The sequence below is a fragment of the Vagococcus sp. QWL-13 genome (assembly GCF_058683555.1).
Genome location: NZ_CM178746.1, coordinates 667,915 through 691,439, shown reverse-complemented (window position 1 = coordinate 691,439; position 23,525 = coordinate 667,915). Strand labels below are relative to the sequence as shown.

The 23,525-nt window shown below is 37.4% G+C and carries 19 protein-coding genes, 1 pseudogene and 1 CRISPR repeat array (1 of these 21 running past the window's edge); of the genes and pseudogenes, 2 read left to right on the top strand and 18 right to left on the bottom strand.

Features of this window, described 5'->3' with window-relative positions; all coding sequences use genetic code 11:
• A CRISPR array of direct repeats spans positions 1–1,143; the repeat unit is 36 nt; unit sequence GTTTTACTGATAGGAAATTATATAGGGTACAAAAAC (it extends 11 nt beyond the left edge of the window).
• Between the two features lie 22 nt (positions 1,144–1,165).
• From AC4PHI_RS03270 to gnd, 13 genes are all read right to left on the bottom strand, one after another.
• Positions 1,166–2,206, bottom strand: coding sequence for a P-loop NTPase family protein (locus AC4PHI_RS03270; protein ID WP_492200892.1), 1,041 nt, complete (start codon positions 2,204–2,206; stop codon positions 1,166–1,168).
• Entirely contained in the window at positions 2,206–2,499 is a 294-nt protein-coding gene (gene cas2, locus AC4PHI_RS03265) for a CRISPR-associated endonuclease Cas2 (protein WP_492201527.1), read from the bottom strand. The genes AC4PHI_RS03270 and cas2 overlap by 1 nt, the downstream gene beginning before the upstream one ends.
• Before the next feature lie 26 nt (positions 2,500–2,525).
• Positions 2,526–3,440, bottom strand: a complete 915-nt coding sequence (cas1, locus tag AC4PHI_RS03260; protein ID WP_492200891.1) for a type II CRISPR-associated endonuclease Cas1 — start codon at positions 3,438–3,440, stop codon at positions 2,526–2,528.
• A gap of 284 nt (positions 3,441–3,724) precedes the next feature.
• Positions 3,725–7,138, bottom strand: a complete 3,414-nt coding sequence (cas9, locus tag AC4PHI_RS03255) for a type II CRISPR RNA-guided endonuclease Cas9 (RefSeq protein WP_492200890.1) — start codon at positions 7,136–7,138, stop codon at positions 3,725–3,727.
• Positions 7,139–7,479: 341 nt separating this feature from the next.
• On the bottom strand, positions 7,480–8,157 hold the full coding sequence (locus AC4PHI_RS03250) for an HAD family hydrolase (RefSeq protein ID WP_492200889.1): 678 nt from the start codon (positions 8,155–8,157) through the stop codon (positions 7,480–7,482).
• 66 nt (positions 8,158–8,223) lie between these two features.
• Complete coding sequence (locus tag AC4PHI_RS03245; protein WP_492200888.1) at positions 8,224–8,670, bottom strand: PTS sugar transporter subunit IIA; 447 nt, start codon at positions 8,668–8,670, stop codon at positions 8,224–8,226.
• Complete coding sequence (locus AC4PHI_RS03240) at positions 8,667–9,566, bottom strand: hypothetical protein (RefSeq protein ID WP_492200887.1); 900 nt, start codon at positions 9,564–9,566, stop codon at positions 8,667–8,669. The genes AC4PHI_RS03245 and AC4PHI_RS03240 overlap by 4 nt, the downstream gene beginning before the upstream one ends.
• 33 nt (positions 9,567–9,599) lie before the next feature.
• Positions 9,600–10,103: a PTS sugar transporter subunit IIB gene (locus tag AC4PHI_RS03235; RefSeq protein WP_492200886.1), complete on the bottom strand. Its 504-nt coding sequence runs from the start codon at positions 10,101–10,103 to the stop codon at positions 9,600–9,602.
• A gap of 24 nt (positions 10,104–10,127) precedes the next feature.
• Positions 10,128–10,991 carry a PTS system mannose/fructose/sorbose family transporter subunit IID gene (locus AC4PHI_RS03230; RefSeq protein WP_492200885.1) on the bottom strand — a complete coding sequence of 288 codons (864 nt, stop codon included), beginning with the start codon at positions 10,989–10,991 and terminating at the stop codon, positions 10,128–10,130.
• 23 nt (positions 10,992–11,014) lie between these two features.
• A complete protein-coding gene (locus AC4PHI_RS03225) occupies positions 11,015–11,839 on the bottom strand; it encodes a PTS mannose/fructose/sorbose/N-acetylgalactosamine transporter subunit IIC (protein ID WP_492200884.1) in 825 nt (274 codons plus the stop codon).
• Positions 11,840–11,857: 18 nt separating this feature from the next.
• Positions 11,858–12,964 (bottom strand): iron-containing alcohol dehydrogenase family protein, encoded by a 1,107-nt coding sequence (locus AC4PHI_RS03220; protein WP_492200883.1) that lies wholly within the window; start codon positions 12,962–12,964, stop codon positions 11,858–11,860.
• A 42-nt stretch (positions 12,965–13,006) separates the two neighbouring features.
• Entirely contained in the window at positions 13,007–14,017 is a 1,011-nt protein-coding gene (locus tag AC4PHI_RS03215; protein ID WP_492200882.1) for a D-isomer specific 2-hydroxyacid dehydrogenase family protein, read from the bottom strand.
• Positions 14,017–14,928, bottom strand: coding sequence for a phosphogluconate dehydrogenase (NAD(+)-dependent, decarboxylating) (gnd, locus tag AC4PHI_RS03210; RefSeq protein WP_492200881.1), 912 nt, complete (start codon positions 14,926–14,928; stop codon positions 14,017–14,019). The genes AC4PHI_RS03215 and gnd overlap by 1 nt, the downstream gene beginning before the upstream one ends.
• 131 nt (positions 14,929–15,059) lie before the next feature.
• Here gnd and AC4PHI_RS03205 point away from each other — a divergent pair, with 131 nt between their 5' ends.
• Entirely contained in the window at positions 15,060–15,938 is an 879-nt protein-coding gene (locus tag AC4PHI_RS03205; RefSeq protein ID WP_492200880.1) for a MurR/RpiR family transcriptional regulator, read from the top strand.
• A gap of 35 nt (positions 15,939–15,973) precedes the next feature.
• Positions 15,974–16,600 carry a bifunctional 4-hydroxy-2-oxoglutarate aldolase/2-dehydro-3-deoxy-phosphogluconate aldolase gene (locus tag AC4PHI_RS03200; RefSeq protein WP_492200879.1) on the top strand — a complete coding sequence of 209 codons (627 nt, stop codon included), beginning with the start codon at positions 15,974–15,976 and terminating at the stop codon, positions 16,598–16,600.
• Between the two features lie 147 nt (positions 16,601–16,747).
• On the opposite strand, the gene AC4PHI_RS03195 is transcribed toward AC4PHI_RS03200, so the two are convergent.
• The 5 genes and pseudogenes from AC4PHI_RS03195 to AC4PHI_RS03175 all read right to left on the bottom strand — a co-directional run bounded on the left by AC4PHI_RS03195 (position 16,748) and on the right by AC4PHI_RS03175 (position 23,456).
• Positions 16,748–18,436 (bottom strand): IS1182 family transposase, encoded by a 1,689-nt coding sequence (locus AC4PHI_RS03195; RefSeq protein ID WP_492200878.1) that lies wholly within the window; start codon positions 18,434–18,436, stop codon positions 16,748–16,750.
• 254 nt (positions 18,437–18,690) lie between these two features.
• On the bottom strand, positions 18,691–20,091 hold the full coding sequence (locus tag AC4PHI_RS03190; RefSeq protein WP_492200877.1) for a glycoside hydrolase family 32 protein: 1,401 nt from the start codon (positions 20,089–20,091) through the stop codon (positions 18,691–18,693).
• 24 nt (positions 20,092–20,115) lie between these two features.
• Positions 20,116–21,492 (bottom strand): annotated as a pseudogene (locus AC4PHI_RS03185) (sucrose-specific PTS transporter subunit IIBC); the annotation flags it as partial.
• A gap of 111 nt (positions 21,493–21,603) precedes the next feature.
• A complete protein-coding gene (locus AC4PHI_RS03180) occupies positions 21,604–22,584 on the bottom strand; it encodes a LacI family DNA-binding transcriptional regulator (protein ID WP_492200876.1) in 981 nt (326 codons plus the stop codon).
• 101 nt (positions 22,585–22,685) lie between these two features.
• On the bottom strand, positions 22,686–23,456 hold the full coding sequence (locus tag AC4PHI_RS03175) for a MurR/RpiR family transcriptional regulator (RefSeq protein WP_492200875.1): 771 nt from the start codon (positions 23,454–23,456) through the stop codon (positions 22,686–22,688).
• Positions 23,457–23,525: the final 69 nt, after the last annotated feature.

Genomic DNA, 23,525 nt, shown 5'->3' with positions numbered 1-23,525 from the left:
AGGAAATTATATAGGGTACAAAAACTCAATAAAGCACCACTCAATCAACAGAGCAGTTTTACTGATAGGAAATTATATAGGGTACAAAAACAGTTGTCAAAGAACGTTACATCTATCCTCCGTTTTACTGATAGGAAATTATATAGGGTACAAAAACCCTCGACTAACCTGCATCTACCTGATACATGTTTTACTGATAGGAAATTATATAGGGTACAAAAACGTAAGTTAATTTTAACATAGTTGATTGAATGTTTTACTGATAGGAAATTATATAGGGTACAAAAACTAGACCGAGTCCCTTTGGTCTGAGGTTTGGTTTTACTGATAGGAAATTATATAGGGTACAAAAACCACGTGGAACACTCAAAATGTTTCACAGAAGTTTTACTGATAGGAAATTATATAGGGTACAAAAACTATGCCTGCGTTAAAATATTACTCTCCAGAGTTTTACTGATAGGAAATTATATAGGGTACAAAAACTCGCCGACTTTTAAAGTAAACCGCACGACAGTTTTACTGATAGGAAATTATATAGGGTACAAAAACATCGGTGATCCCAAGTCTTATTAATTCGTGTTTTACTGATAGGAAATTATATAGGGTACAAAAACTGTGAATAAATTCAGATAAATTGATCGGCGTTTTACTGATAGGAAATTATATAGGGTACAAAAACAAGCTAGCTTGAATTGTTCAATCTCATTCTGTTTTACTGATAGGAAATTATATAGGGTACAAAAACCGCTTACTCTACGGATAGCGGGCATCAAGGTTTTACTGATAGGAAATTATATAGGGTACAAAAACGCTTCACGTAAAACTTTTTCAACGGCACTGGTTTTACTGATAGGAAATTATATAGGGTACAAAAACTTTGATGGTGATTTCATTGTTTCATGGTTAGTTTTACTGATAGGAAATTATATAGGGTACAAAAACTTCGGTTTGATGGTAGCAGTAAGTATGTTAGTTTTACTGATAGGAAATTATATAGGGTACAAAAACCTGTATGCCAGCTCCCTCTAACACAATGTTGTTTTACTGATAGGAAATTATATAGGGTACAAAAACAAGTAGATTGAAACAAAAGGAAGACACTAGGTTTTACTGATAGGAAATTATATAGGGTACAAAAACTCAAATTTAACTTACACTGGTTTTACCAATCTTTTAAGAATTGTTTCTCTAACTGGGTGAGAGGCTGGAATGACGTCTCAATCCTACTTTCATCCTGCAACAATTCTTTCATCACACGTAATAGTACCATATCCTTGGAACTAATGTAAATATCGCTTCTAGACTCACCAATGAAATTACAAACTCGATAAAATGAGGAAACCAATTGCCAATCATCTAAAGAAAATTTATCGGGATAATTTCTTTCAATACTTTCTCTGAAAATGTCAAAGTTTGGTAATTGTTGATATTCTTCAAATAATAAAACTGTTTTATGGATATCTTCAGTTGTATATTCAAGCGCCAAGCTAGAATTACTGAAAACAAAAAATTGAAGCTGTTTAGTTTCAGTGGCTATATCGTGAAATTGACAAAATAGATAGCAAATATCCTTTCGTTCCAAAAAGCTTTCCGGATTTGCCAACACGACCCAAATAGTGCGCTCCTCCCTTCTAATTTTTTCTCTAACCAAATATATGAACTCATCAAGTAATTCACTCGAATTCATCATTGATAAAGGATAATCCATGTTATCATCCATATACTTCAATGTCAGATGCCTTTTTAATAAATCCGAAAAATTAAGCGGACTTAAAGTGCTGGTAATATTATTGGAATAGCAGCCAATACGCTTACTGATAATCGTTTCAAGGCAAAGAATATCCTCATTAATCTGCTCCATTTGCTTTGCTACCTCAAAATTACTTTGCAAATTTTCTAACTCTTCGTACATCAGAGTATTTTTTAAACATGTCAACTGATTAAATATACTGGTATTATCCTCAAGAAAATAAAGAGCTATATTCTTTGCATCTAGCAACTTACCATCATAATAAATTTCAATTCCATTTTCGCCATAAACCATCTCTTCTAATTCATTTAGAGATTTTATATGGGAAAAACGTTTAAGCGTTCGAATAATTTTCCGTTTCCATGCATTTTGACCACCATAAAAAAATAAATAGTCTTGAAGATCAAGAGTAATAAATTTTCCATTTTCATATTCAACCCTCAATTCTGCCATCAAATTACCACCAGTCTTTTAATTCCAACTATTTCTTCTTGACGACTTCGGTTGCCAGCAAGCAAAATCATATCTTCAAACTGGGTTTCCGAAACGTATAGCAATCTGATATTTCCAACTTTTGGTATCTTGGCTTTTAGGATCGTTTCATATTTTTTAAGTGCACTGCGGTTAGGCAAACTTCGGTAATAAATAGAATATTGCAACATGACAAAACCATTTTCTATTAAATGTTTCCGAAAAATTCGATATTCCCTCTGCTCCCGTTTTGTCTCGCTCGGCAAATCAAACATACATATTAATCTCACTCTTTCATAACTCACTTTCTATCACACTCCAAAAAACCACTGAATGATATTTCGTGTAAATGATCAAAGTTTTTCATTTCCATTGCTTTTATAAAAGATGATACAAACTCCGTCATTGCCTGATTGATATATATTTTTTTATTTTTGACTTTTATTTTTTGATTTAAAAAATCAATTAAAGTTAATCGCTTTTCGTATGTCAAATACTGTTCTTTTTCTTTCAAAACAGTCTCGTGGATATAGTAATCCATTAATGGTCTAAATGGTTCCATCAGATCATCAATCAAGTTAAATGCATTATACTCATTTTTATGAAAAACACCCAACATGGGCAGTAATCCAAGTGAAACAACACATCTAGCCATTTGTGCACGAATAATCGCATAACCGTAATCCATACACGCATTTGGAAAACAATCTTCTTCCCTCGTAAACCCAAAACCATACAAAGAATTGAAATAAACTTTTGCTACATGTCCTTCACGATTGGATTCGTCTCCGGGAAGTATTCCTTCACATAAATCTTTTAAATTAATCAAACGTTCGTCTTCAATTCCCTGATAACTGGCAAACATAATCTGATTCATTATTTTTTGACTTACAATTCTGGTCCAAGCTTCTTTTTTCAAATTTTCATCCCAGCTACTTTGCCAAAGAGCTCGTTTGGCACTCCGATGATATTGACCCATGCCTAAATAAACCCCGGCTGGCATATATTTATTATCACAAACAATTACATCAATATGATACTGAGCTAATCTTGCCAAAATTCTGTTTGTTATAACCGTATCACCGCCTTCAAGGATAACGCTTTCAATATCAGGCAATGGAATACTAAAGGTTTCCCCCTTTTTATATATCTCTAGGTTATCCAATTTTAATCGCAACGAATCACCATTTTTTACAAATACTGTCCGAAACCCCATGTTTCACCTCTCTTCATTTCTAAAAATATTTTTACAAAAAAATCACCCAACCTGATGGTGGGTGATAAATTCGGCATAAAGCCTTATTTTTGTAGATCCTATAATAATTTCCTATCAGTAAATTATTATCAGATTCGTGTTCCGTCGAACACGGCAGTCCGTCGACTACATCTTTAGATTATCATAAAACAACTCCGTTGAAAAGACCTTTTTCAAAATAATTTTTATAATTATAAACAGCCCTCCAGACCTACTTATTCCTATCATTCTAGCAATAGAAAATTCTATTTATCTTCTATAACGTCTCTCAACTGTTCATGGGTTACGTAATATCTCCTCCCCAAGCAGTCAGTATTGAATTTCACTAAATTCATACCAGTTTTTAATCCCTTAACAAATTGACCAGAAGGCGACACTTTTCCAAAAATAGTCAATTCTTCTTTATCATCCCATTTATTTTTATCAACGGGTTTAGCTTCAAAATAGTTGCGATTGGACGTTGTTCTAGAATGAAAAAGTCCTTCAAAAACTTCTTCCTCGTATTCAATTTTTATCCCGTCTTTCCGATACAAACTAAAACAAAATTTGCTGTTTTCTCCTATTCTTTCTTCTTTTTTTAGTTTTTCATAAGTACTCCTCAGGATACCATATCGATTTTTCACAAACTGAAGATGATTATACTTTAGACCAAGCAGTTCATACTGCTTAGTATCTGGATTAAAGTAAACATCTGTCCGCCAAGGATTGAGCGAAAGCAAAACTGTTTTTCTGTTATGTTTATTCTTTTCTACTCTTTTCCCTTTCTCATCTCTAGTAATGTTGATGTGATTTCCAAGTCTTTTTTCGTAATATTTCAAACTTCTGATTAAAGGTCCGTTACCTTTTCTAGAAAATTTTTGTATTCCAGAAACATTGTTCTCGTGGCAATATCTTTCAAATGGCGAACGCTCCACTTTTTTTATTTTCCCGTTTACTTCCTCTATCTCCTCAAAATCTGGATAGTTCGAAGCAATGTTTAACAACTGATTGTAAGTCTTTTTATCAATGTCTTTCATCAACAGTTTTTCTTTTTTCTTTTTAAAATCCTTCCATCCTTGTACTGTATAAATGTTATCTATTTTCCCGATAATAAATGTTTCATTGGTTTTAACCTCTTTGTTCCGCTTGATTTCTACTTTTTCAACCTCACGAGTTGAATAAAGAGTTGCGTCACTTATTTTTCGATTCCACTTTTTATCTACTTGATGCGAAAATTTTATTTTATCATGCAAATTCAATGGTACTAATTGGCTAATAAAATCCTCCCATTTCGGAATATATGTTCTTCTCTCATCCGGCTTCATTTTCTTAAATTCTTGATAAGGTATTTTTTCTCCGGTGATTGTATCGATCATGAATTTTTTTCCATCATCACTATAATGATATTTAAAACGACTAATTTCTACAAAAGGAGCCACTGCACACAAGGTAGCATCAACAGCATGATGATGATGGGTCTCTCTACTTTTTTCTAAAGCATCTCCCCATTTTTTCCTAAGGGTATGCGTAAAGCTCCCTGTGACCACTTTAACCTTTGTATCATTTTGATAGAAAAAGCTCTGAAGTATGTTTAAAATGACCTTGCTGGAGTAACGCGTATCATTTAGATTTCGGGCAATAAACCCTTCGCGAACCTCAGGATCAAATACATCGCGAGTCTCAAGCAATATTTTTCTTTTATGGGGTTTTTTTATTGTTTGATTGACCCAAGATTGATAATCTGCCCATGTCTGACCAAACTCAGCACCATCCATGAACGCTTGATACGGTGATCGTTGTCCTTTTTCCTGATTGGAACTGGCCTTGACAAGAACCTTATTGTTAATTGAATCATCTAAACTGATAGACAAAGGAATCACATGGTCAATTTCGGTCGCGGCTGTTTTCAAATCTTCTGGACTAATTTTTTTTCCGCTGTAAGCACATCTTCCTTTCTGTTCATAATAATAACCTAATTTTGCCGCGAATCCTTTTCGGCGCAACTCAAATTCCAATTGAGCCGGACTCCAACCTGAATTTTCTAAAAAATATTTCTCGCTTTCTTTTTTCCTTTGTTCATTAGCAGCTTGAATATTCCTAATGGTTTTCTTCTGGTCATCTTCATTTTTGTCTCGTGGCATTTCCACCGTGACATAGCTGATTTCGTCTTTCCCATATTTTTTCAACAGATCGTTCATGACTCTAAACGCCTGCCTCACAGAAGTTTTAACTGTAGGATTATAAATTTCTTCCAAAACTTCCATAAAAGGCAATCTTTGATATTCTGCATATTTATTTCGAATATTTTTTTTCAACTGCAATCTTTCCAATATAGTATTTTGTTCATCTGAGGTATGCAGTAATTCAGGAATTAGTAGATTCAGCGTTTTGATTGAGAAACTGTGCCAAGCTTTATTGCTGTTTGCTTTACCTAACACACTAAAATTTTCTATGACAATTGTTTTGATTTCCTCAGATAAGTCAGGCAACTCGACTGTCAAAGTGTTCTCAATGCCTTCACGGTCAGTATTAAGTGTCACGATCGTTGCTAACTTGTCAACAACTTCCACTGGGATTTCGTTCAACTCCAGTCCGTTGGCTCTGAAAACTTTACGCCATTCTCTATAAGATTTTAAGGAATGAATTTCTGGTTTTCCTTTCCTGTCCACTCTCCAACCTTTGATTTCCTCCTTTTTGAAACCGATCATTTTTGCTAACTGCGTTGCACCAAAAACCTTGATATCATTTTCCATTAAAGCGATCAAAATTCCTTCTTTTTCCTGTGTGGTTATTTTTTCATTTTCTCTTGGTAATACTAGATTATTCAAATCATTCAAAAGATTATATTTTTGAGCAGTCAAGCTGATGTTGCTGGCGCGAAGTTCTCCCTGTAAGTCTGTTCCTATCAACTGGTCAAAAATATTTTCTGCTGGTTTGCCATTAATTTTATAATCTTTCCAGCGACCATACGGACTAGGATTAGCCGCATTTCCCGGACCATGGTAGTAAGGTCTTTTGCGATAAATCAGCCCTGCATTTTCAGCAGATCCGTCGCCAACGAACTTTTGAATCACCTCTTCATTGATATCCGGATAGAAAGATTGCTGTTTCCTTAAAATCAATTCCAGCTCTCGGGCGTAGGCACCTACAGTAAATACATTGAGTTGGTATTCTCCATGTGCATTAAGTCCTGTTTTGATTCTCTTATTTTCTTTAAGGCGAGAAAATTGAATTTGTCCAGGTGTCAACTCACGTTCCAAATCCTTATTTTTTTGAACTTGTGTTTTATAGTTTTCAATATCTTCCGAACCATCAATGTTATCTTCATCTAAATAACTGATTCCCCGCTTTTTTAGAATATGTACAACAACTTTGTAAATTTCTCCCTTTGAAAGCTTTTTTTCAAGTCCTTTTACCCTGAGCTCATAAGGACTCGAATTTTTTAAACTCCTATCTTCTATAATTTGGATCGACTTTAGAATTTTTTTTGCATCATTTATTCTTGTCTTACGTCGGCGTGTCAAGCGCCTTCCGCCTCTTTGATTTCGCCTTGCCAAATTATTTTCGCTATTTTGAGCACTAAATATCCTTACCCCTAAATCTTCAATCCTACCAGTTGAATCATCAATAACTGACCATCCAATACTTGCAATTCCAATATCTAACCCTATACTGTACAATTAGTTCACCCCATTAAATTTTTCATAAACATTTGATTTACATCTAAAAAGAAACCGCTGTCAAAAACTGAGATACAAAAATGACTAAAAAATAAAACATCGATTTTTATCAATCGGCATGCTATCGTGTGACTTAAGTTTATAAAAGATATTATAACGTAATACTCTATTAAAATCAGCCACTTTAACAAAAAGAGACTACAAAAATGCCTACGTCGAAAAGTAATCATTAGTGCGGTCAGAAATTAAATCTTATTTTAAATAAAACACCCCTGAATGTCTGCGACTGAGCAGTAACATTCAGGGGGTGTTTTTTTAATGACGACTGATATTTTTTACAATCACAACAATCCATGTAAATAAAGCCAGTCCTCTACATGGCTTAGACTATCTTTTACCCCAATCAAATGGGGCAAATCTACTGGAGTAAAACTATTGGAATGATTACTTCGATCCGGCACAATAATTACTGGAATACCAGAATTAGACGCTGCCCGGGCACCAGTAAGGGAATCCTCAAGGGCAATGGTTCTTTTTTTATCAACTAATAGATTTTCAATGACCCGATCATACACATCAGGTGCAGGTTTAACCTTCTTAACTTCATCACCAGTCACGACAGTATCGAATAGATGACCGAACTGGTAATGTGAAAAAATCTTTTCCACTCTGTCGCGGTAAGATGACGTTGCCACTCCAGTTTTAATTTGTCTATCGTTTAATTTTTTAATCAGTTGAAGAAAATTGGGTTTGATTTCGATTCGACCATTGTGGAGCTGTTGAAAAAAATACGCTTCCCGTTCCCTGCGGATACTAAAAATCAATTCATCTTCCATGCCTATTTCCCGTAACGCTTGAATGTTGTCATCCACACTACGACCGGCGGCATTCACAATGAAACTTTGGGAAAGCTGCACACGGTATTTTTCAGCCCCTCTTTTCCAGCCTTCACTGTAAGCCCGTTCCGTATCCAAAATCAAACCATCCATATCAAAAATAACGGCTTGAATCTCTTTCATACACGCTCTCCCTTCTCACAACCGCATAAAAAACGAACGGCTTCTTCAGCAACGATTAAGCAGAAATTAAAAATCGTCATCGTCCTCATCGTCAACTGTATTATCTGATACATGCCAGCTGATGATTCCTTCTTTTCCTTGCTCTACGACCATCTTTACCGCTTCACTGATGTCAGTACCAATCAACTGGGCGTTGATTGCTTCCAAGAGCATCGGAAAATTAACGCCTGAGATGATGTACAATTTATTCTGCAAATCCGAAGCCAGCTTATTTATTGCAATCATTGCTTGATTATAAGGACTTGCGCTCAAAAGGTCTGTCAAAACAATCACGCCATCGCCATCATTGACCTCATGAATAGCTTGTCCGATTTCCACACCTAAATTATCCACGTCATCTCCTGCGTTCAAATTAACAGTAATAATATTTTGGGTTCCACCCGCTACCACTTCGGCTGCATCTTTAAAACCGTCGCTTAAACCTCCATGGGTTGCGATGACAATACCTATCATTTATTTCTCCCTCTTTCTATATTAGAAAAATACTTAGTCAAGACTTGATAATTTTCTTCATTCAAGTCGTTTGTTTTTAAATCAGATTTTCTAAGATACAGCTCTTCCGCTTTTTCCGCTTCATTGCTGGCAACTAAAAATATTTGAGTGTTTTTTGGTAAATCTGCTAGAACTACCTCTTGAGACTTTGCTAATTTAGCTTCCTGCCTTTTGGGAGTGGCTTTTGTCATAAAACCTTTTGCCCCAATACTATCCAGTAAAATCAACTGCTGATTGGTCACATCTAGTTTATTGACAATTTTTTGAATACTGTTGCTGCCCTGCACGCCATTATCATAAAAAACATAAGCAAACTCAGACTCCGGGCGATTACTAATATCATTCAGCAAAAATAGTAATGAAGAATTATTGCGGATGGTCGTATTCCTAGTCGGCCACCCCTGAGTCACCCGCCCAAAAATAAAGAAGAAAACAAAATATGCCAGAAACAGCAGCAGTGTCCGCCAAGAAAATCCGTCCCCTTCAAGGAGAGGAATGCTGAAAAAATAAGTCAAAAGTATCCCTGCCAGCAGCATAATTGCGGCATTGACAATAATTGGAATCGTTGTAGCATTTTTTTGTTTCTCATAGTCGAAGAAAAAGTAATCCCCTGTATGGATAGCCGGCGTATCATAATAAGTAGCAACCACCGTCTTAGCTTTTTTCAAATCTCCAACCACTATATGGAAACTATTTTTATCTTGCTTGTCTTTCCGCAAAGAGACGTCTTTGCGGATCAGCATCAAGTCATGGGTAAAACTCCGTAAGAAACGCTGTTTTTGACCTTTAGTGTATCTTTTTTTATAGACATGATCGTAACGAATTCTCCAATCTTCAAACTGCTCTGACTCTATCATTTCTGCTTCCTCTCAATCATTTGGCTGTCTTCTTTATTTGAATTTCGCCAGCACATCGTCTAAGGATGTCTTCGATGCAGCTGGAGTTGCCTGGAAATAAATATCTTTCACTCCATAGTTATCCCTAAGTTCTTTTAATTTTAAAGCATCCTCTTTATTCATGTAAACGGACTTAGTCACCAGAAGATCTTTTGCCGGGTCTTTTTGCGCGATTCCGCCCACATTTACTTCTTCCATTGGTACACCATACTTTACCAGCTCATAGATAACATCTATGGTTTTCGTGACTAAAATACAGCTGTACTCTTTAAATTTGAATTCATCCCAATAATATTTACATTTTTCAGTAGTCATTACAATCGTCTTTTGGCCGGTACGGCTTCCTGCACTCTTGTATAAATCCTTCATAAATTTATCCTTTGCAACCACATCGTCCACAACAAAAATCGAGTTGACACCTGCACGTTGGGATAGTGTTAACATCACCTGTCCGTGAATCAATCTTTCATCAACTCTAGCTAAATTTACAACACCCATCTTCGTTCATCCTTTCCAACTCAATTATAGTATTCCAATCGCAGCCAAGAGAATCAATATCCCAGTCAGCCATAATAATGCTTGTGTGACTTTTAGCCCTTTCCTGCTGAAGTATAAGTAAACACCCATAACTGTGGCAAGGGGTAAAATTCCCGGAACGATTTTATCCAAAAGTTCCTGCAAAACAAATTCTCGTCCGGAAATCGCAAACTTCAGCGAAGAACTAACTGTGACATAATTTCCTGCCAGTACCCCCATCATAAACAATCCCAGGATGGATAACAAGTCAATCATGGTCTTGATTCCCGCACTTTCCATCAGGCTAGTGGCATTACGCCCCATAGCAAAGCCTTGACGGGCAAAAAACAATCCGACGGCAAATTGATACAACGCAAAGCCGATAAACGGGAATAATGCTCCCATAGCACTGCCTTGCTGCGCCCAAGGAACAGCAATTGCGATAAAGATATACTGAATCGTTCCTGAGTCGATTGCATCTCCGATACCAGCCAAAGCCCCCATCAGCCCGGCTTTGGTATTGTACATCAAATCATCGGTCATGGTGATTTCTTCGTTCTCATTTTCCTGACGTGCCCGCTCTTGCTCCATCGAGGCCATCAACCCGGTAATAATTCCTCCGCCCCATGTCAGCTGGGTATTGAAGAACAATAGTTGACGTTTGTACGCTGCTTTCAACTTTTCGGGATCTTTATACAGTTTTCTTAGAATCGGCATCATTGCATACAGCAATGATGGCGCGATATAACGCTCAAACGAGTGCGGGATTTCATTAGCAAAATGCCACTTTAAATAAGATTTGCGAACGTCTTTTTGTGTAATAGGTTCTGGTGCACCAGAATTTATCACATTATTATTATTTTCAGCCATTTATTTTATCCTCCATCCATTGATTAAAAATCATCATCATCGTCATCATCGAAACCACCATTACCTGTCGCTGATGCCGCTGCTTTTTGACCTTGACCTTTTGCCAAAACAAACATAGCTGCAATTAAAGTACCCAAGATGGCATAAGTAACCATCGTAATTTCTAAAGGTTTAAAGATAACACTTAGGAAATATGCCAGGAAAAAGAAAACCAGATAATCTTTACGACCAATGACATAAATCGTCGTAGCAATACCGATTGCAGCCAAACCGCCGCCCACAACTTCCAGCACGTGGAGTATCACTGTGCCTTCTAAAGCTGCGATAACATCGGCAATCACCGGTGCTCCCCAATACAGTGCAATAAAAATCAACGGAACGAATAAAATAAATGAGGCCAATGTCGGCAAGAGAATGATGGATCGCCTGATGGCACCGTCATCCATTTTTTCAACTGCAGCATCCGTATATTTCCCTAGGAATGTGTTTATAAAGAATCTGAATTGATATAAATAGCTGCCTAATAATCCTACTGGAACAGCAACGGAAATCGCTGCTTCTGGTTTCAAACTGCCGAGCAATGCCACAGGAACAGCAACTGCTGCTGCCACGGCAGGTTCTGACGGCATTGAACCACCCGGTGAAAATACCCCCATATAAATTAGTTGAATCGCTGCAGTGACCATCATGGCTTGTTTCACATCTCCCATGACGATTCCGCAGATGAGCCCTGTCATCATCGGTGAAAAACGAAGTGTCAAGGTTGCCCCTCCGCCTAGCCACCGTGACATGACAGCAGCTACCCATAGTGCAATTAGTAAGCTTTGAACCACTGATAATGTTTCCAAAATAATTCCTCCTGACCTTTATTTATTTTTTTTATAGCTTTCCAAATCATCTATTGCTTTTTCAAGTGTCATTGGATTGACTTCAACGGGAATCAAGTGAACCTTTTCTTTACTATTGATAAATGCCACGATTTTTTCTTTATCCTCTTTTGAAAGCGGTGTTAAATTCATTTGTGCCAAAGAACAAGGTAAATTCAACTCATGGTAAAACGGCAGTACCTCATCGATGAGCTCCCATCTGTTTTCAAGAGCCAGCTGATAAAGAATACCATAGGCGACCTTTTCCCCATGGAGATAGTCATGGCTGCGGGGCAGGTATTTTGCAATGGCGTCATGCATGGCATGAGCTGCTGCATTTCGCGCATATTTATCGCCTAAACCTCCGACCAAACCAGCGACCGCAAAAACAATTTCAGATAAATTGATAAATTCGTCAGTGACTTTTTGATTCTTCATGTCTTCGATTGCTTGTTTGCTTTGATTTAAAATTGCTTCCTTACACAGAACCGAAGTTTCTTTTGCTAATTTCAAAAATGGATACTCGGTCATTCCCTCCTGACTTAAAATCAAATCAGATTCATACCACTTGGCGATGGTATCGGCCAAACCAGCAACAAAATACTCCACAGGAGAATCGATTACCAAATAAGGATCGGTAATAAAGAATGCCGCCTGTCTCAAATAGTGTTCTGTTTTGCCTTCGGATTCACCGGATTCCTTATACATCACGGATAATGGCGTCCAAGGGGCACAGTTGCTTGCCATGGTAGGGATGATGCCGCAGGGAATATTGCTGACATGTCCGGCATATTCGATCAAATCGGCTAGTTTCCCCCCGCCTACCCCGACAATGAAATCAATGTTTTCTGCTTCTGCTTTTTCTTTGATTAAATCGGTACCATAGTAACTACACTCACCCGTATACTGATGATAGGAAAAGTGATACTTGTCATCGTCTAAAAAAGTCAAGTATGGTTTTGCCTTTTTCCATGAGATTTCCCCATGAACAATCAATATATTCTTGGCTTGAAACTCATCTAGCAATTGCGGGACAAATGTATCAATCGCACCTTTGGCATAGTGATAAAATTGTGGACCGACTTTCACTTTCAAATCATTTAACATTTTTTCTCTCCTTTCATTTTCTAGTAGCTATCACATCTGCCATTAAACTTTCTTTTCAACAAGGTATTTACTTTTTATCTGAACGGAACGCTGGGGTAATATTCCTTGAACAAATTGCTCGCAATCTGTCACACATTTATTCCCCATCTCTTCCAAACATTCCATTGTGTAAGCTGAAGTATGAGGTGTCACCAAGACATTTTTAAATGCCAAGTAAGGATGTGTGGCTCTTCCCGGCTCAACTTCAAGTACGTCTGTAGCGAATCCGGCAATCTTGCCAGATTTCAACCCGTCAATAATGGCTGACTCTTCAACCAAAGCTCCTCGGGCACTATTTGACAAATACACTTTATCTTTCATTTTTTTGATTTCAGATGCTCCAATCATGTGGAAACTCGTCTCATTCAAACTGGCACATAGGCAAATCACGTCTGCTCTTTCTAATAGCTCATCCAGAGAAACTTTTTTCACTCCAAATTGGGAAAGATCCAGCGCTGATTTGTTAGGATCGCAGCCGAGGACTTCGCAGCGGAATCCAAGACGCAGCGTTTCTGCTACACCGCTGCCGGTGTTTCCTACACCAATCACTCCCACTGTTTTCCCGTATAGTGTATGCCCCACAAATGTCGCTCTTTCTTCCCAAGAATCATCTTTGACACTTTGTTGGGCCTGAGAAGTCATCCGCATCACATTTAGCAGATTGGTGATATTATTTTCTGCTACTGCATCTCTTTCTACTAATGCCGGTACAATTGAAACAATCGTGTCATGTTTCTCCGCTTCTTTTAAGTCAACATTATTATAACCGATGCCATGGCGCGTAATTAAATACAATTCATCTTTGTTGTCAAAAAATTCTTTTTCAAAAAACGGGGTGACACTGGCAATGATGACATTGAAACCATGCAGTTTTTCCGCTAATTCTTTGCCATTGATTTCGCTGTCAAAAGTAAAGTATTCTACTTCACCCAGCTTCAACAAACGATCAAGATGACCGGGAAAAACTTTTCCAAAACTGCTTGAGTTGACAATGGCAATCTTCAATTTCTTCATTAACTCTCAGTCTCCTTTTGATAAACCGCATGTCCCCCAAAACCATGTCGGAGTGTTGCGACTACTTTGTTAGAAAAACTATCTTCGATTTGACTGGCATTGCGGACGAATAACGAACAAGCAATCACAGGTGTGGGAATATTCAACTTCAATGCTTCTTCCAAGGTCCATTTTGCTTCTCCGCTGGCGTTAATTTTCCCTCTGATTTCTTCAAGGTTAGGATCTGATTCGAACCCTTCTTCCAGAAGTTCCATCAGCCATGAGCGAATTACTGAGCCGTGGTTCCATACTTTAGCGACAGCTTCATTATCAAAATCATATTCAGGCGTTGCTTGCAAAATATCAAAACCTTCACCAATCGCTTGCATCATGCCGTATTCGATGCCGTTGTGAACCATCTTTAAATAGTGTCCTGAACCCGGTTTTCCTGTGTACAGGTAACCATCTTCGCAGGCAATAGATTTGAACAACGGTTCAAGATCGTCAAAAACTTCCTGGTCCCCGCCAACCATCAGACAAGCACCGTATCGGGCACCCTCCATCCCGCCGGAAGTCCCGCAATCCAGAAAATTAATCCCTTTTTCTGCAAGGAATTCATAATTTTTTTTACTGTCACAGTAGTTGGCATTCCCTGCATCAATAATAACATCTCCCTTGTCTAACTTTGAAGCAAGATCAAGGATTAAATCATTCGTAATTCTTCCTGCCGGGACACTTATCATGACTACTTTCTTTTTATCCAACCTTGCAACTAGGCTGTCTAGTGATGGAACAACATCAATTCCTTCTTTTTCTGCACTTTCACGTATTTGTTCATTAATATCAAACCCAATCATTGACCATCCGTCGTCTTTTGCATTCAGCGCCAAATTAAGTCCCATTTTCCCCAGACCAACCAGTCCGACTTTCATGGAAATCACCTCTCCTTTTTGTTAATGCTATTATATATAAATTTTATTTATTTGTAAAGGCTTCAATAAATAAATTTTATTTTTTGTGTAATTAGTGGTAAAATATATTTATAGTTAAGGAGGTCGTTAAAATGGTCAATAATTATTTAGAAAATATGATTGGACGCAATTATCGGTTCCTAAGCGACACAGAAAAAAAAGTTGCCGATTATTTGTTAGAAATACAAAATAATCTTGTCACAAAAACCATTGCCAACTTATCAGATGAAACGGGCGTCTCACAGGCAACTATCTTCAAGCTTGTTAAAAAAATGGGATTTGATGGCTTTCAAGATTTTAAAATCAGCGTTGCCGCAAATTCGTCGTCAACTATTTCTGATCCGTCATTGATCGCCTATAACGATATCACCACCGATGACAGCAGCTATGAAATTGCCATGAAAGTCATTAATTCAAATCTTGCAGCAATGCAAAAACTAGTTCCCCAAATCAATCCGAAAAAACTTGATCATATATTGGAAATGCTCTACGAAAGTGAAATCATTCATTTTTTTGGGATTGGCGGTTCATCGGTTGTAGCTTTTGACAGCTATCAGAAATTCGTGCGGACAAATTTTCGTTGCAACTATATTATGGATTTTCATTTACAGTTGATGTATACCACAAAACTTACATCTGATGACGTGGTTTTTCTGTTTTCCCATTCCGGTCAATCGGTAGAAACCTTAAATCTTGCCAAAGCCGTCGCTAAAACTGAGGCCAAGCTGATTGTTTTGACGGGAAACCCCCATTCTGAAATGGCACATCTGGCTGATGAAGATCTCACGATTTATTCGGAAGAATCAAAATATCGTACTGAATCTTTAGCCTCTCGAATCCTTTATCTGACAATCATGGACATTATCTATGTGAATTTGATGCTCCATGATGAGACTCAAGGACAAAAATCTATGAAACGCATCCGTTCAGTCCTGACTGTCTCGAAAACCGACAGCGACTATATTCTGTAATCATATATGGTAATAATAAAATTGGAGGAATCAATATGGAAACGACTGCATTATTAAAACAATTAGAAGAAGAGAAATTTTTGCCCCTTTACACCGCCACGTCTTTGGAATATGTGGAGACCGCAAAGAGAGTGTTGTTGAAGCATAATTTGCATTTTATCGAAGTCACTTACCGCAGCGAGTTGGCCTCCCAAGTAATTCATGATTTATCCGAGTCTGGCGAATTGATTGTTGGTGCCGGAACGGTGCGCAATATTGCGACAGCCAAAGAAGCCGTGGCTAACGGGGCCAAATTTATCGTGACACCAGGATTAGATGAAGAAATCGTAAACTTTTGTCTTGAGGAAAATATCCCGGTCATTCCCGGTGCTGTTACGCCTACGGAGATTATGCGGGCAAATTCTTTGGGTTTAAACGTTCTCAAATTTTTCCCGGCAGATATTTATGGCGGTATCAAGGCTATCAACGCTTTGAACGGACCTTTTGCTGACATAAAATTTGTCCCTACAGGCGGCATCAATAGAGACAATGTTAACGAGTTTCTTGAATGCCCTGCTGTTTTAGCAGTCGGCGGATCGTTTATTATTTCTGAAAAAGCGCTGATGATTGATAGTGGGGAGACTGCTGATAAATCATTGGGAGAATTAATAGCCAGTGTGTAACATAAACGCTGTGGTATGATAACTTTTTTAAAATTACTTGAGATAACTTCTTAGATAGAAGAAAAAATAATAGTAGTTTGTGAATCAAAATAAAGCGAGACACTGGCTGGTGTCAAAGATTCGTTTAAATTATTTCGATAAAGTTTTTTAGTTAGGTTGGACACAAATAAGCCGAGGCTGACCCATAAGTCTCAAAAATAGTAAAAAGGAAACCAAAATCGATAAAAAGATTTTGGTTTCCTTATTTTTTTGTCTATTTAAGAGGTTTGTCTGCTGATAGACAATTAACTTTCTCAGATTAACTGCCATAAATGCGAAACCTAATTCGTTTTTCACCTTATCTTTACCTCTTACTGAAAATCGAGTGAAGCCTAAATTAGCCTTCAGATTTCCGAAGGCTGGTTCTACGTCTATTTTTCTTTGACCATATAATTTGCCTGTTCGTTCGTCTTTCAGAAGCGTCTGAACGTAAGCTTTAAAATAGTCCCAATTGCCGTTTTTTTGAATAATTCTATTACGACCTGACTTCGCTTTGGTACATTGAGAACGAACTGGGCAGTTTTCACAAGAAAGACATTCGTATATTTTTAATTGTCGTTGGTAGCCATAGTTATCTGTACGAGTGGCATAACGTTTAAACGGGACCTCACGGTCAATGGGACATAAATAGGTATCTCTTAACTCATCATACTGCCAATTCAAAGGATTAAAACGATTCTTTTTAAAGCTTCTTTTTTTCTCTTTGCGGTACATGCCATATGTAATCAAAGGTATCTTTTCAAAGTCATCCATAATCGTTTCATAGTTTTCTTCACTACCATAACCAGCATCTGCCACAATATAGTCGGGTAAATCAAAATAGGTATTTTCTATGGTCCGTAAAAAAGGAACTAAAGTTCTCGTATCCGTAGGATTCGGAAAGATGTCATAAGCTAGGACATATTGTTGATTGGTCGCAATTTGGACATTGTAACCTGCTTTTAGTTGCCCATTGCGCATATGATCCTCTTTCATTCTCATAAAAGTGGCATCGTGATCTGTTTTGGAGTAACTATTTCTCTCACCTAAAATAGCTTTTTGACGGACATACCGTGACTGACGTTCTTTAAAATCAGAGAATTGCTTCAAGGCTTGTTTAGGTGCCTTTCGTTGAGAGCGTAGTTGTTTTCGTTTTTTAGCGCAGTCAGAGGTCTCAATTTCTTGAGTCAAATTTTCTACACTTGTTTCTAATGCCGTGATGATTTTTGAAAACTCTTTGTCTGAAAGGTCTTTGTCTTCATCACAAATAGAAGGAATGATGGTTTCCTTCACGAGTTGTTGATAAATCTCTTTTGATTTCTCTGTCAACTTAGCTTCATACTTTTCAATGCTTTTTTTCCAGACAAATGTGTATTTATTGGCATTGGCTTCTAACTTAGTACCGTCAATAAAGATGGCATCTGTTTCGATAAGATTCTGGGAAACCAAAAGGTTTCGGAATTGAATAAAGCATTCTTCTAATAACACTTGCATCTGAGGATGTACACGAAACCGATTAATCGTTCTAAAATTGGGTTGCTGGGATTGTGTCAGCCAGCGAGCGCGAATACTGTCTTTAGCTAGCGCTTCAATTCTTCTGCCAGAAAAAACAGACTGCGTGTAACCGCACAAAATCAACTTCAACATCATTTTAGGATGATAAGAGGTTGCACCCATCTGATGGTCAAAAACCGAGAAGGCTTTTTCTGGCATGCTTTCTACAAGTTCATTGATTGCAAAAGCGATGTCACCCTTTTCCAAATAAATTTCTAAATCTAGTGATAAAGTGACTTGATTCATGTTATAATCTTTGTACATAGATAGCACTCCCTTTTGGTTATGGTTGGTACTTTAATTATACAAGGAAGTGCTATTTTTATCGCTAAAAAAAGGAACAAAATCATATAAAGATTTTGTTCCTTTTTGCATTGAATGAGGACTTATGGGTCAGCCTCGGTTTATTTATATGTAGATTAATTAAAGCAATGTGTGTGAAACAGAAGGTTGCAGTTGCGAAACAAGAGTTGCAGTATTAAAATAGTGAATCTTTTAAAGCCAAATTGTCAAAACTCCTAAACTGGTTCTTCATCCATTAGTTCTAATTGATAAACTACTGCTTTTCCTCTGTTGTCCCCATTATAGGACAGCAAAAATTCTCCTTCTTCAAAAAAACGGGCGGAAGCAACAGATTCTCCTTGGTTGACAAAAATCTCCAAACTTGAACCGTCTATGAATATTCTGAGTTCTGTTAACATTTGATTTAAGGTTGTTTTTCTTGATTCGTATCGTTGCTCTGCCCAACTCTTTCTTGATAAGACTAACTGTTTTTTATCGTGATAGTAAGTCAGCGAAGTAGAATTTTTCAACGTGAGTGTGAAATCGTCTGCAACATCAAAATACAATAGTAACTCCACTGCGGAGTCGGCAGATTCGTAACACCAGTTTTCTTTTAAGTCAAAATTAGTTTGCTCAGCTCTAAGTTGCTCTAACTCCTCTACTGGATATTGTGTTAATGCTCCAGATCGCGTCCCTAATTGACGAGGGATTGTTAAGTGATGAAGCCAGCCTTCCTCTACAGTCGGGACAGCTTGTTCGTACTTCGGTGTCATTACCCCCATCCAGCCGTATAAAATCCTTCTTCCATCTTCTGTTAGAAAAGTTTGAGGAGCATAAAATTCAAAGCCCCAATCCAGCTCACACATGTGGCTATCTTTGATTAAAAAACCTTTTGGAGATGGGGACACTACCAGATAGACTGATTGATAGATGTTTTGATAGCTATCCTCCTCCGCTTCGATTCCTTGAGGTGAATACAAGAAAAAATTATATTCATCAAGGGTAAAGAAATCAGGGCATTCCCACATAAAACCTTGTTGAGAAAGTTTTGAACGCTCTTCTTCTGAAAAAAATTCTCCTAGCAGCTGCCAGTCCAGTAATCTTTTTGAAGTGTAAAGCAAAGCCGTCCCTGTACCATCACTCCTTTGAGCCCCTATAAGTAAATACCATTGCTTTTTTTCGTCATCAAACCACACTTTAGGGTCCCTTACATGCCGGGTATAGCCATCAGGATGAGAAAAAATCGGTCCTTGTTTTTTAAAAGTTTCACCATCCTCAGATATGGCTAAACACTGATAACTTTTTCGTGTGCCATCTTTTTCTATCACATTCCCAGTATAAAAGACATATAGTTTTTCGTCTTTTATGACTGCTGAGCCGGAGTAAATTCCATCTTTGTCATATTCTTCAGACGGGATTAGTGCCGCAGGACGTCTTTGCCAATGAATCATGTCTTTAGAAACCACATGTCCCCATACTTTTTTCTCATGGGTCGTCCCATCAGGGTTCCACTGATAAAACACATGATATTTCCCTCCAAATTGAATCAACCCGTTAGGATCATTGAGCAGCCCTTTAGTGGGTGTAACATGATATTTCATCGGGTATTTTGATTGTGCGACTTTACCGTCTAACATGATTTTCTCCTATATTTCTTCTAATTGTTCATCTTTAAAGCCAAAAAAGTAAGTCAGAATAAAACCAACACTTATAGCAACTACATTGACCAAAATATAAGGGATTAACTGGTTATTCAAGTACAGCAAGATGCCCGGGATAACAGTAATAGACATTCCTGTTCCTGATAAACCAAGAATATTGGAAATAAAACCGCCAACACCCCCGCCAATCAGTCCCATAAAGAATGGGCGCACATACCTCAAATTCACACCGAAAATAGCCGGCTCTGTAATACCTAAAAGTGCTGACAAAGCAGATGGAAAAGCTAAAGCTTTAAGTTTTTTAGATTTAGTTTTTAATCCTACCGCCAAAGTCGCCCCACCTTGAGCTGCCATACCGCAGGTGATAATCGCATTAAACGGATTACTACCAGTATTTGTCAATAGCTGCACTTCAAGAAAATTGAAAATATGGTGCACTCCTGTAACCACGATAACCTGATTTAAAGCTCCTATAAGCAAGCCTGCCAAGCCAAAAGGTAGCGCTAAAATCCACGTAGTCGCATTCAGAACAATAGTTTCAAAAGAATGGAACACTGGACCGATAAGCATCAATGAAAGAACGCTCATAATCAGCAAGGTAACAAAAGGTGTCACTAATAAATCAAAAGTTTCTGGAACAATTTTTCGCAATTTTTTCTCAAGATTTGCTCCAATAATGCCCGAAATAAATGCCGGCAAAACTGTCCCCTGATACCCTACAATTGGAATAAAATCAAACAACATAATAGCATTTACATTACCAGAAGCAACTTCGTAAGCGTTGGGCAGGGAAGGACTAACTAGCATTAAACCGAGTACTATACCTATAATGGGACTGCCACCGAATACTCTAAAGGTTGACCAAGCGACTAACGCTGGTAGGAAAGCAAACGCGGTATCTGTTAACACTTGCGTATAGAGCAAAAAATTTTCATTGATTGTCTCTGGTGACAGCCCAACAATCCCCAAAATTTCAGGTTGTGTCAATAATCCTCTCAACCCCATAAATAATCCCGTCGCAACCAACACTGGAATAATCGGTACAAAAACATCCCCAAAAGTTCGAATCATTCGTTTAAAAATATTTCCATCTTTAGGAATGACATTTTGTTCTGCTTTTGACTGTTCACCAACTCCTAAATGCAACACTTCTTCGTAAATCTTATTGACCGTTCCCGTACCAAAAATAATTTGGTATTGACCAGAATTGAAGAAAGCCCCCTTTACTTTAGCTATATTCTCGACTCTTTCCTTGTCGATCATCGCTTCATCCTGAACCATCACTCTTAACCTAGTCGCGCAATGGGCTACACTACGGATATTATTTTCTCCACCTACCGCCTCGATTACTTCCTGAGCTATTTCTCTGTTTTCCATTATCTTTCCTCCTCACCTTTTAAGGGACCGGTCCCTTAAAAGGGCAAAGTTTTCGTGAGGGACCGGTCCCTCACGCTCTCACATACAAGATAACATCTAATGTATGCGATGTCAACCTAATTTTCTAACACTTTTCCTTTCCATATAAGAAAATTTAATATTGACAACACGTTCAATTACTTGTCCATCAATTTTCATTAACAAATTATTAGCAGCAGTTTCTCCGACTAATTCATGATGAAAATCAATAGTAGTTAGGGGCGGTGTTAAAAATCCACTAAAAGAATATCCGCCGAAGCCAGCAATTGAAATATCTTTACCTACTATTAAATTCAGTTCGTATGCCGCACGGTATAGTCCCATGGCCATGTTATCTGTAGCTGTGATATATAATGTGGAATCTTGTGCTTTAAATAAATCCTGTGCTAAATAATAATTATCCTTCGTTCTAAAGGTGGACTCAACAGTTGACACAGAAATACCTTTTTTTAAGAAAGTCTCGATTACTCCACGTTTCCGCTCTACACCAACTGAGTAGTCACTTTCCGTTACCCCTAAATATGTCACTTTCCGGTGTCCATAGGTCAACATTTTTTCCGCCAATAACATCCCTGCTGCATGGTTGTCATGATTAATAGTATAAATATCTTTATGATTTTGACCGACAAAAATAATAGGGACTCTGATTTTTTTTTGTGCGCTCAGATGTTCCTCTGTGATTTCGGTTGCAAACAAAATAATCCCAGCAACTTTGTTGTGAACCAAACTATACAACCCATCAATCTCTCTTTTCACATCTAAATCAGTGTTAAATATAAGTAATTGATACCCTTTGGCCCGACTTATTCTCTCGACACCATCTAGCATACTCATGATTGAAGGAGAATCTATTCTAGGTATCACCACACCAATAAATTTACTTTTCTCTGATTTCAAATTTCTAGCAAATTGATTGGGAACATAGTTATGTTTTTGGATAATTTCTTTTATTTTTTTTGCAGTTTCCTCGCTAACATATCCATTATTTAAATATCTAGAGACCGTGCTTTTTGAAACACCTGCTTCTTGAGCAATTTGTCTAATCGTTATCATTATTTTCTCCCGTGGCCGCATTCTTCTCAGACGTGCTTTTTCACTTATATTATCATAAATCTTAAAGATGGGCACATTTAAGTATTTGGAGGATGACTTTGTTAGCTTTTGTTTTTTATATAAAATATTTTTTTTGCAATCTGTTCTATTAAAAAAACAGCCGGAAGTTGCGAAGTAACTTCAACCCTTTTTTCGTTATCGGTATAAGTTTTACGTAAAGTTTTTCTCCCAATCTGATATGGAATATTCAAATGCGAAAGTTTTGCAATCGTTGATTTTTCGGAATCAGTAATAGAGATTATTGTGCTTTGTCCCAACTTACTATTTTGTAAAGAATAAATAAGCTCTTGTGTCTCACCGGAGACAGATAGAACAATGATTCCAATTTGGTGAATAAGAGAATCAGAAAAACTATCAACGGGATAATTGGACGGGTCTTCGATACGCAAAGCACTGATAGAATAATTAGCAAATAATAAAGTACCATAATAACCTATTGCTTCAGAAGATCCAGATCCGATAAAAATGATAAGCTGTTTCTTTGATAATATTTCAGCTGCTTCATTTACCTTATTTTGTAAAAAGTCTTCGTTAAATCTATGAAGAAAATGTTTAAGGGGTTCATTGTTATCATCAGGCTCTATTGTTTCATTCAATTCTTTTTGGTACATTCCCAACTTTATTTTAAACTCAGTAAAACCTTGGCAATCAAACTTATGGCAAAATCGTTGAATACTTGCTGTGCTAGTGTGGGTGGCTTTGGCAAGTTCGCGGATCCGCATATAAACAACTTGATCTAGATGCTTGACGATAAAATGATAAATATCAAATTCTAGTGGACTTAGATTAGGAACATAGTTTAAAAACAACATAAATTACCTCTCCTTTTCTGATACGCTGTGTGTCAACTTTGTTAAAAATATCAAAACGTGATAAAAGAA

Coding starts and splice junctions, on each gene's coding strand:
- AC4PHI_RS03270 (WP_492200892.1), bottom strand. CDS start 2,206: ATGGCAGAATTGAGGGTTGAATATGAAAATGGAAAATTTATTACTCTT.
- cas2 (WP_492201527.1), bottom strand. CDS start 2,499: ATGTTTGATTTGCCGAGCGAGACAAAACGGGAGCAGAGGGAATATCGA.
- cas1 (WP_492200891.1), bottom strand. CDS start 3,440: ATGGGGTTTCGGACAGTATTTGTAAAAAATGGTGATTCGTTGCGATTA.
- AC4PHI_RS03250 (WP_492200889.1), bottom strand. CDS start 8,157: ATGAAAGAGATTCAAGCCGTTATTTTTGATATGGATGGTTTGATTTTG.
- AC4PHI_RS03245 (WP_492200888.1), bottom strand. CDS start 8,670: ATGATAGGTATTGTCATCGCAACCCATGGAGGTTTAAGCGACGGTTTT.
- AC4PHI_RS03240 (WP_492200887.1), bottom strand. CDS start 9,566: ATGATAGAGTCAGAGCAGTTTGAAGATTGGAGAATTCGTTACGATCAT.
- AC4PHI_RS03235 (WP_492200886.1), bottom strand. CDS start 10,103: ATGGGTGTTGTAAATTTAGCTAGAGTTGATGAAAGATTGATTCACGGA.
- AC4PHI_RS03230 (WP_492200885.1), bottom strand. CDS start 10,991: ATGGCTGAAAATAATAATAATGTGATAAATTCTGGTGCACCAGAACCT.
- AC4PHI_RS03220 (WP_492200883.1), bottom strand. CDS start 12,964: ATGTTAAATGATTTGAAAGTGAAAGTCGGTCCACAATTTTATCACTAT.
- AC4PHI_RS03215 (WP_492200882.1), bottom strand. CDS start 14,017: ATGAAGAAATTGAAGATTGCCATTGTCAACTCAAGCAGTTTTGGAAAA.
- gnd (WP_492200881.1), bottom strand. CDS start 14,928: ATGAAAGTCGGACTGGTTGGTCTGGGGAAAATGGGACTTAATTTGGCG.
- AC4PHI_RS03205 (WP_492200880.1), top strand. CDS start 15,060: ATGGTCAATAATTATTTAGAAAATATGATTGGACGCAATTATCGGTTC.
- AC4PHI_RS03200 (WP_492200879.1), top strand. CDS start 15,974: ATGGAAACGACTGCATTATTAAAACAATTAGAAGAAGAGAAATTTTTG.
- AC4PHI_RS03195 (WP_492200878.1), bottom strand. CDS start 18,436: ATGTACAAAGATTATAACATGAATCAAGTCACTTTATCACTAGATTTA.
- AC4PHI_RS03190 (WP_492200877.1), bottom strand. CDS start 20,091: ATGTTAGACGGTAAAGTCGCACAATCAAAATACCCGATGAAATATCAT.
- AC4PHI_RS03180 (WP_492200876.1), bottom strand. CDS start 22,584: ATGATAACGATTAGACAAATTGCTCAAGAAGCAGGTGTTTCAAAAAGC.
- AC4PHI_RS03175 (WP_492200875.1), bottom strand. CDS start 23,456: ATGTTGTTTTTAAACTATGTTCCTAATCTAAGTCCACTAGAATTTGAT.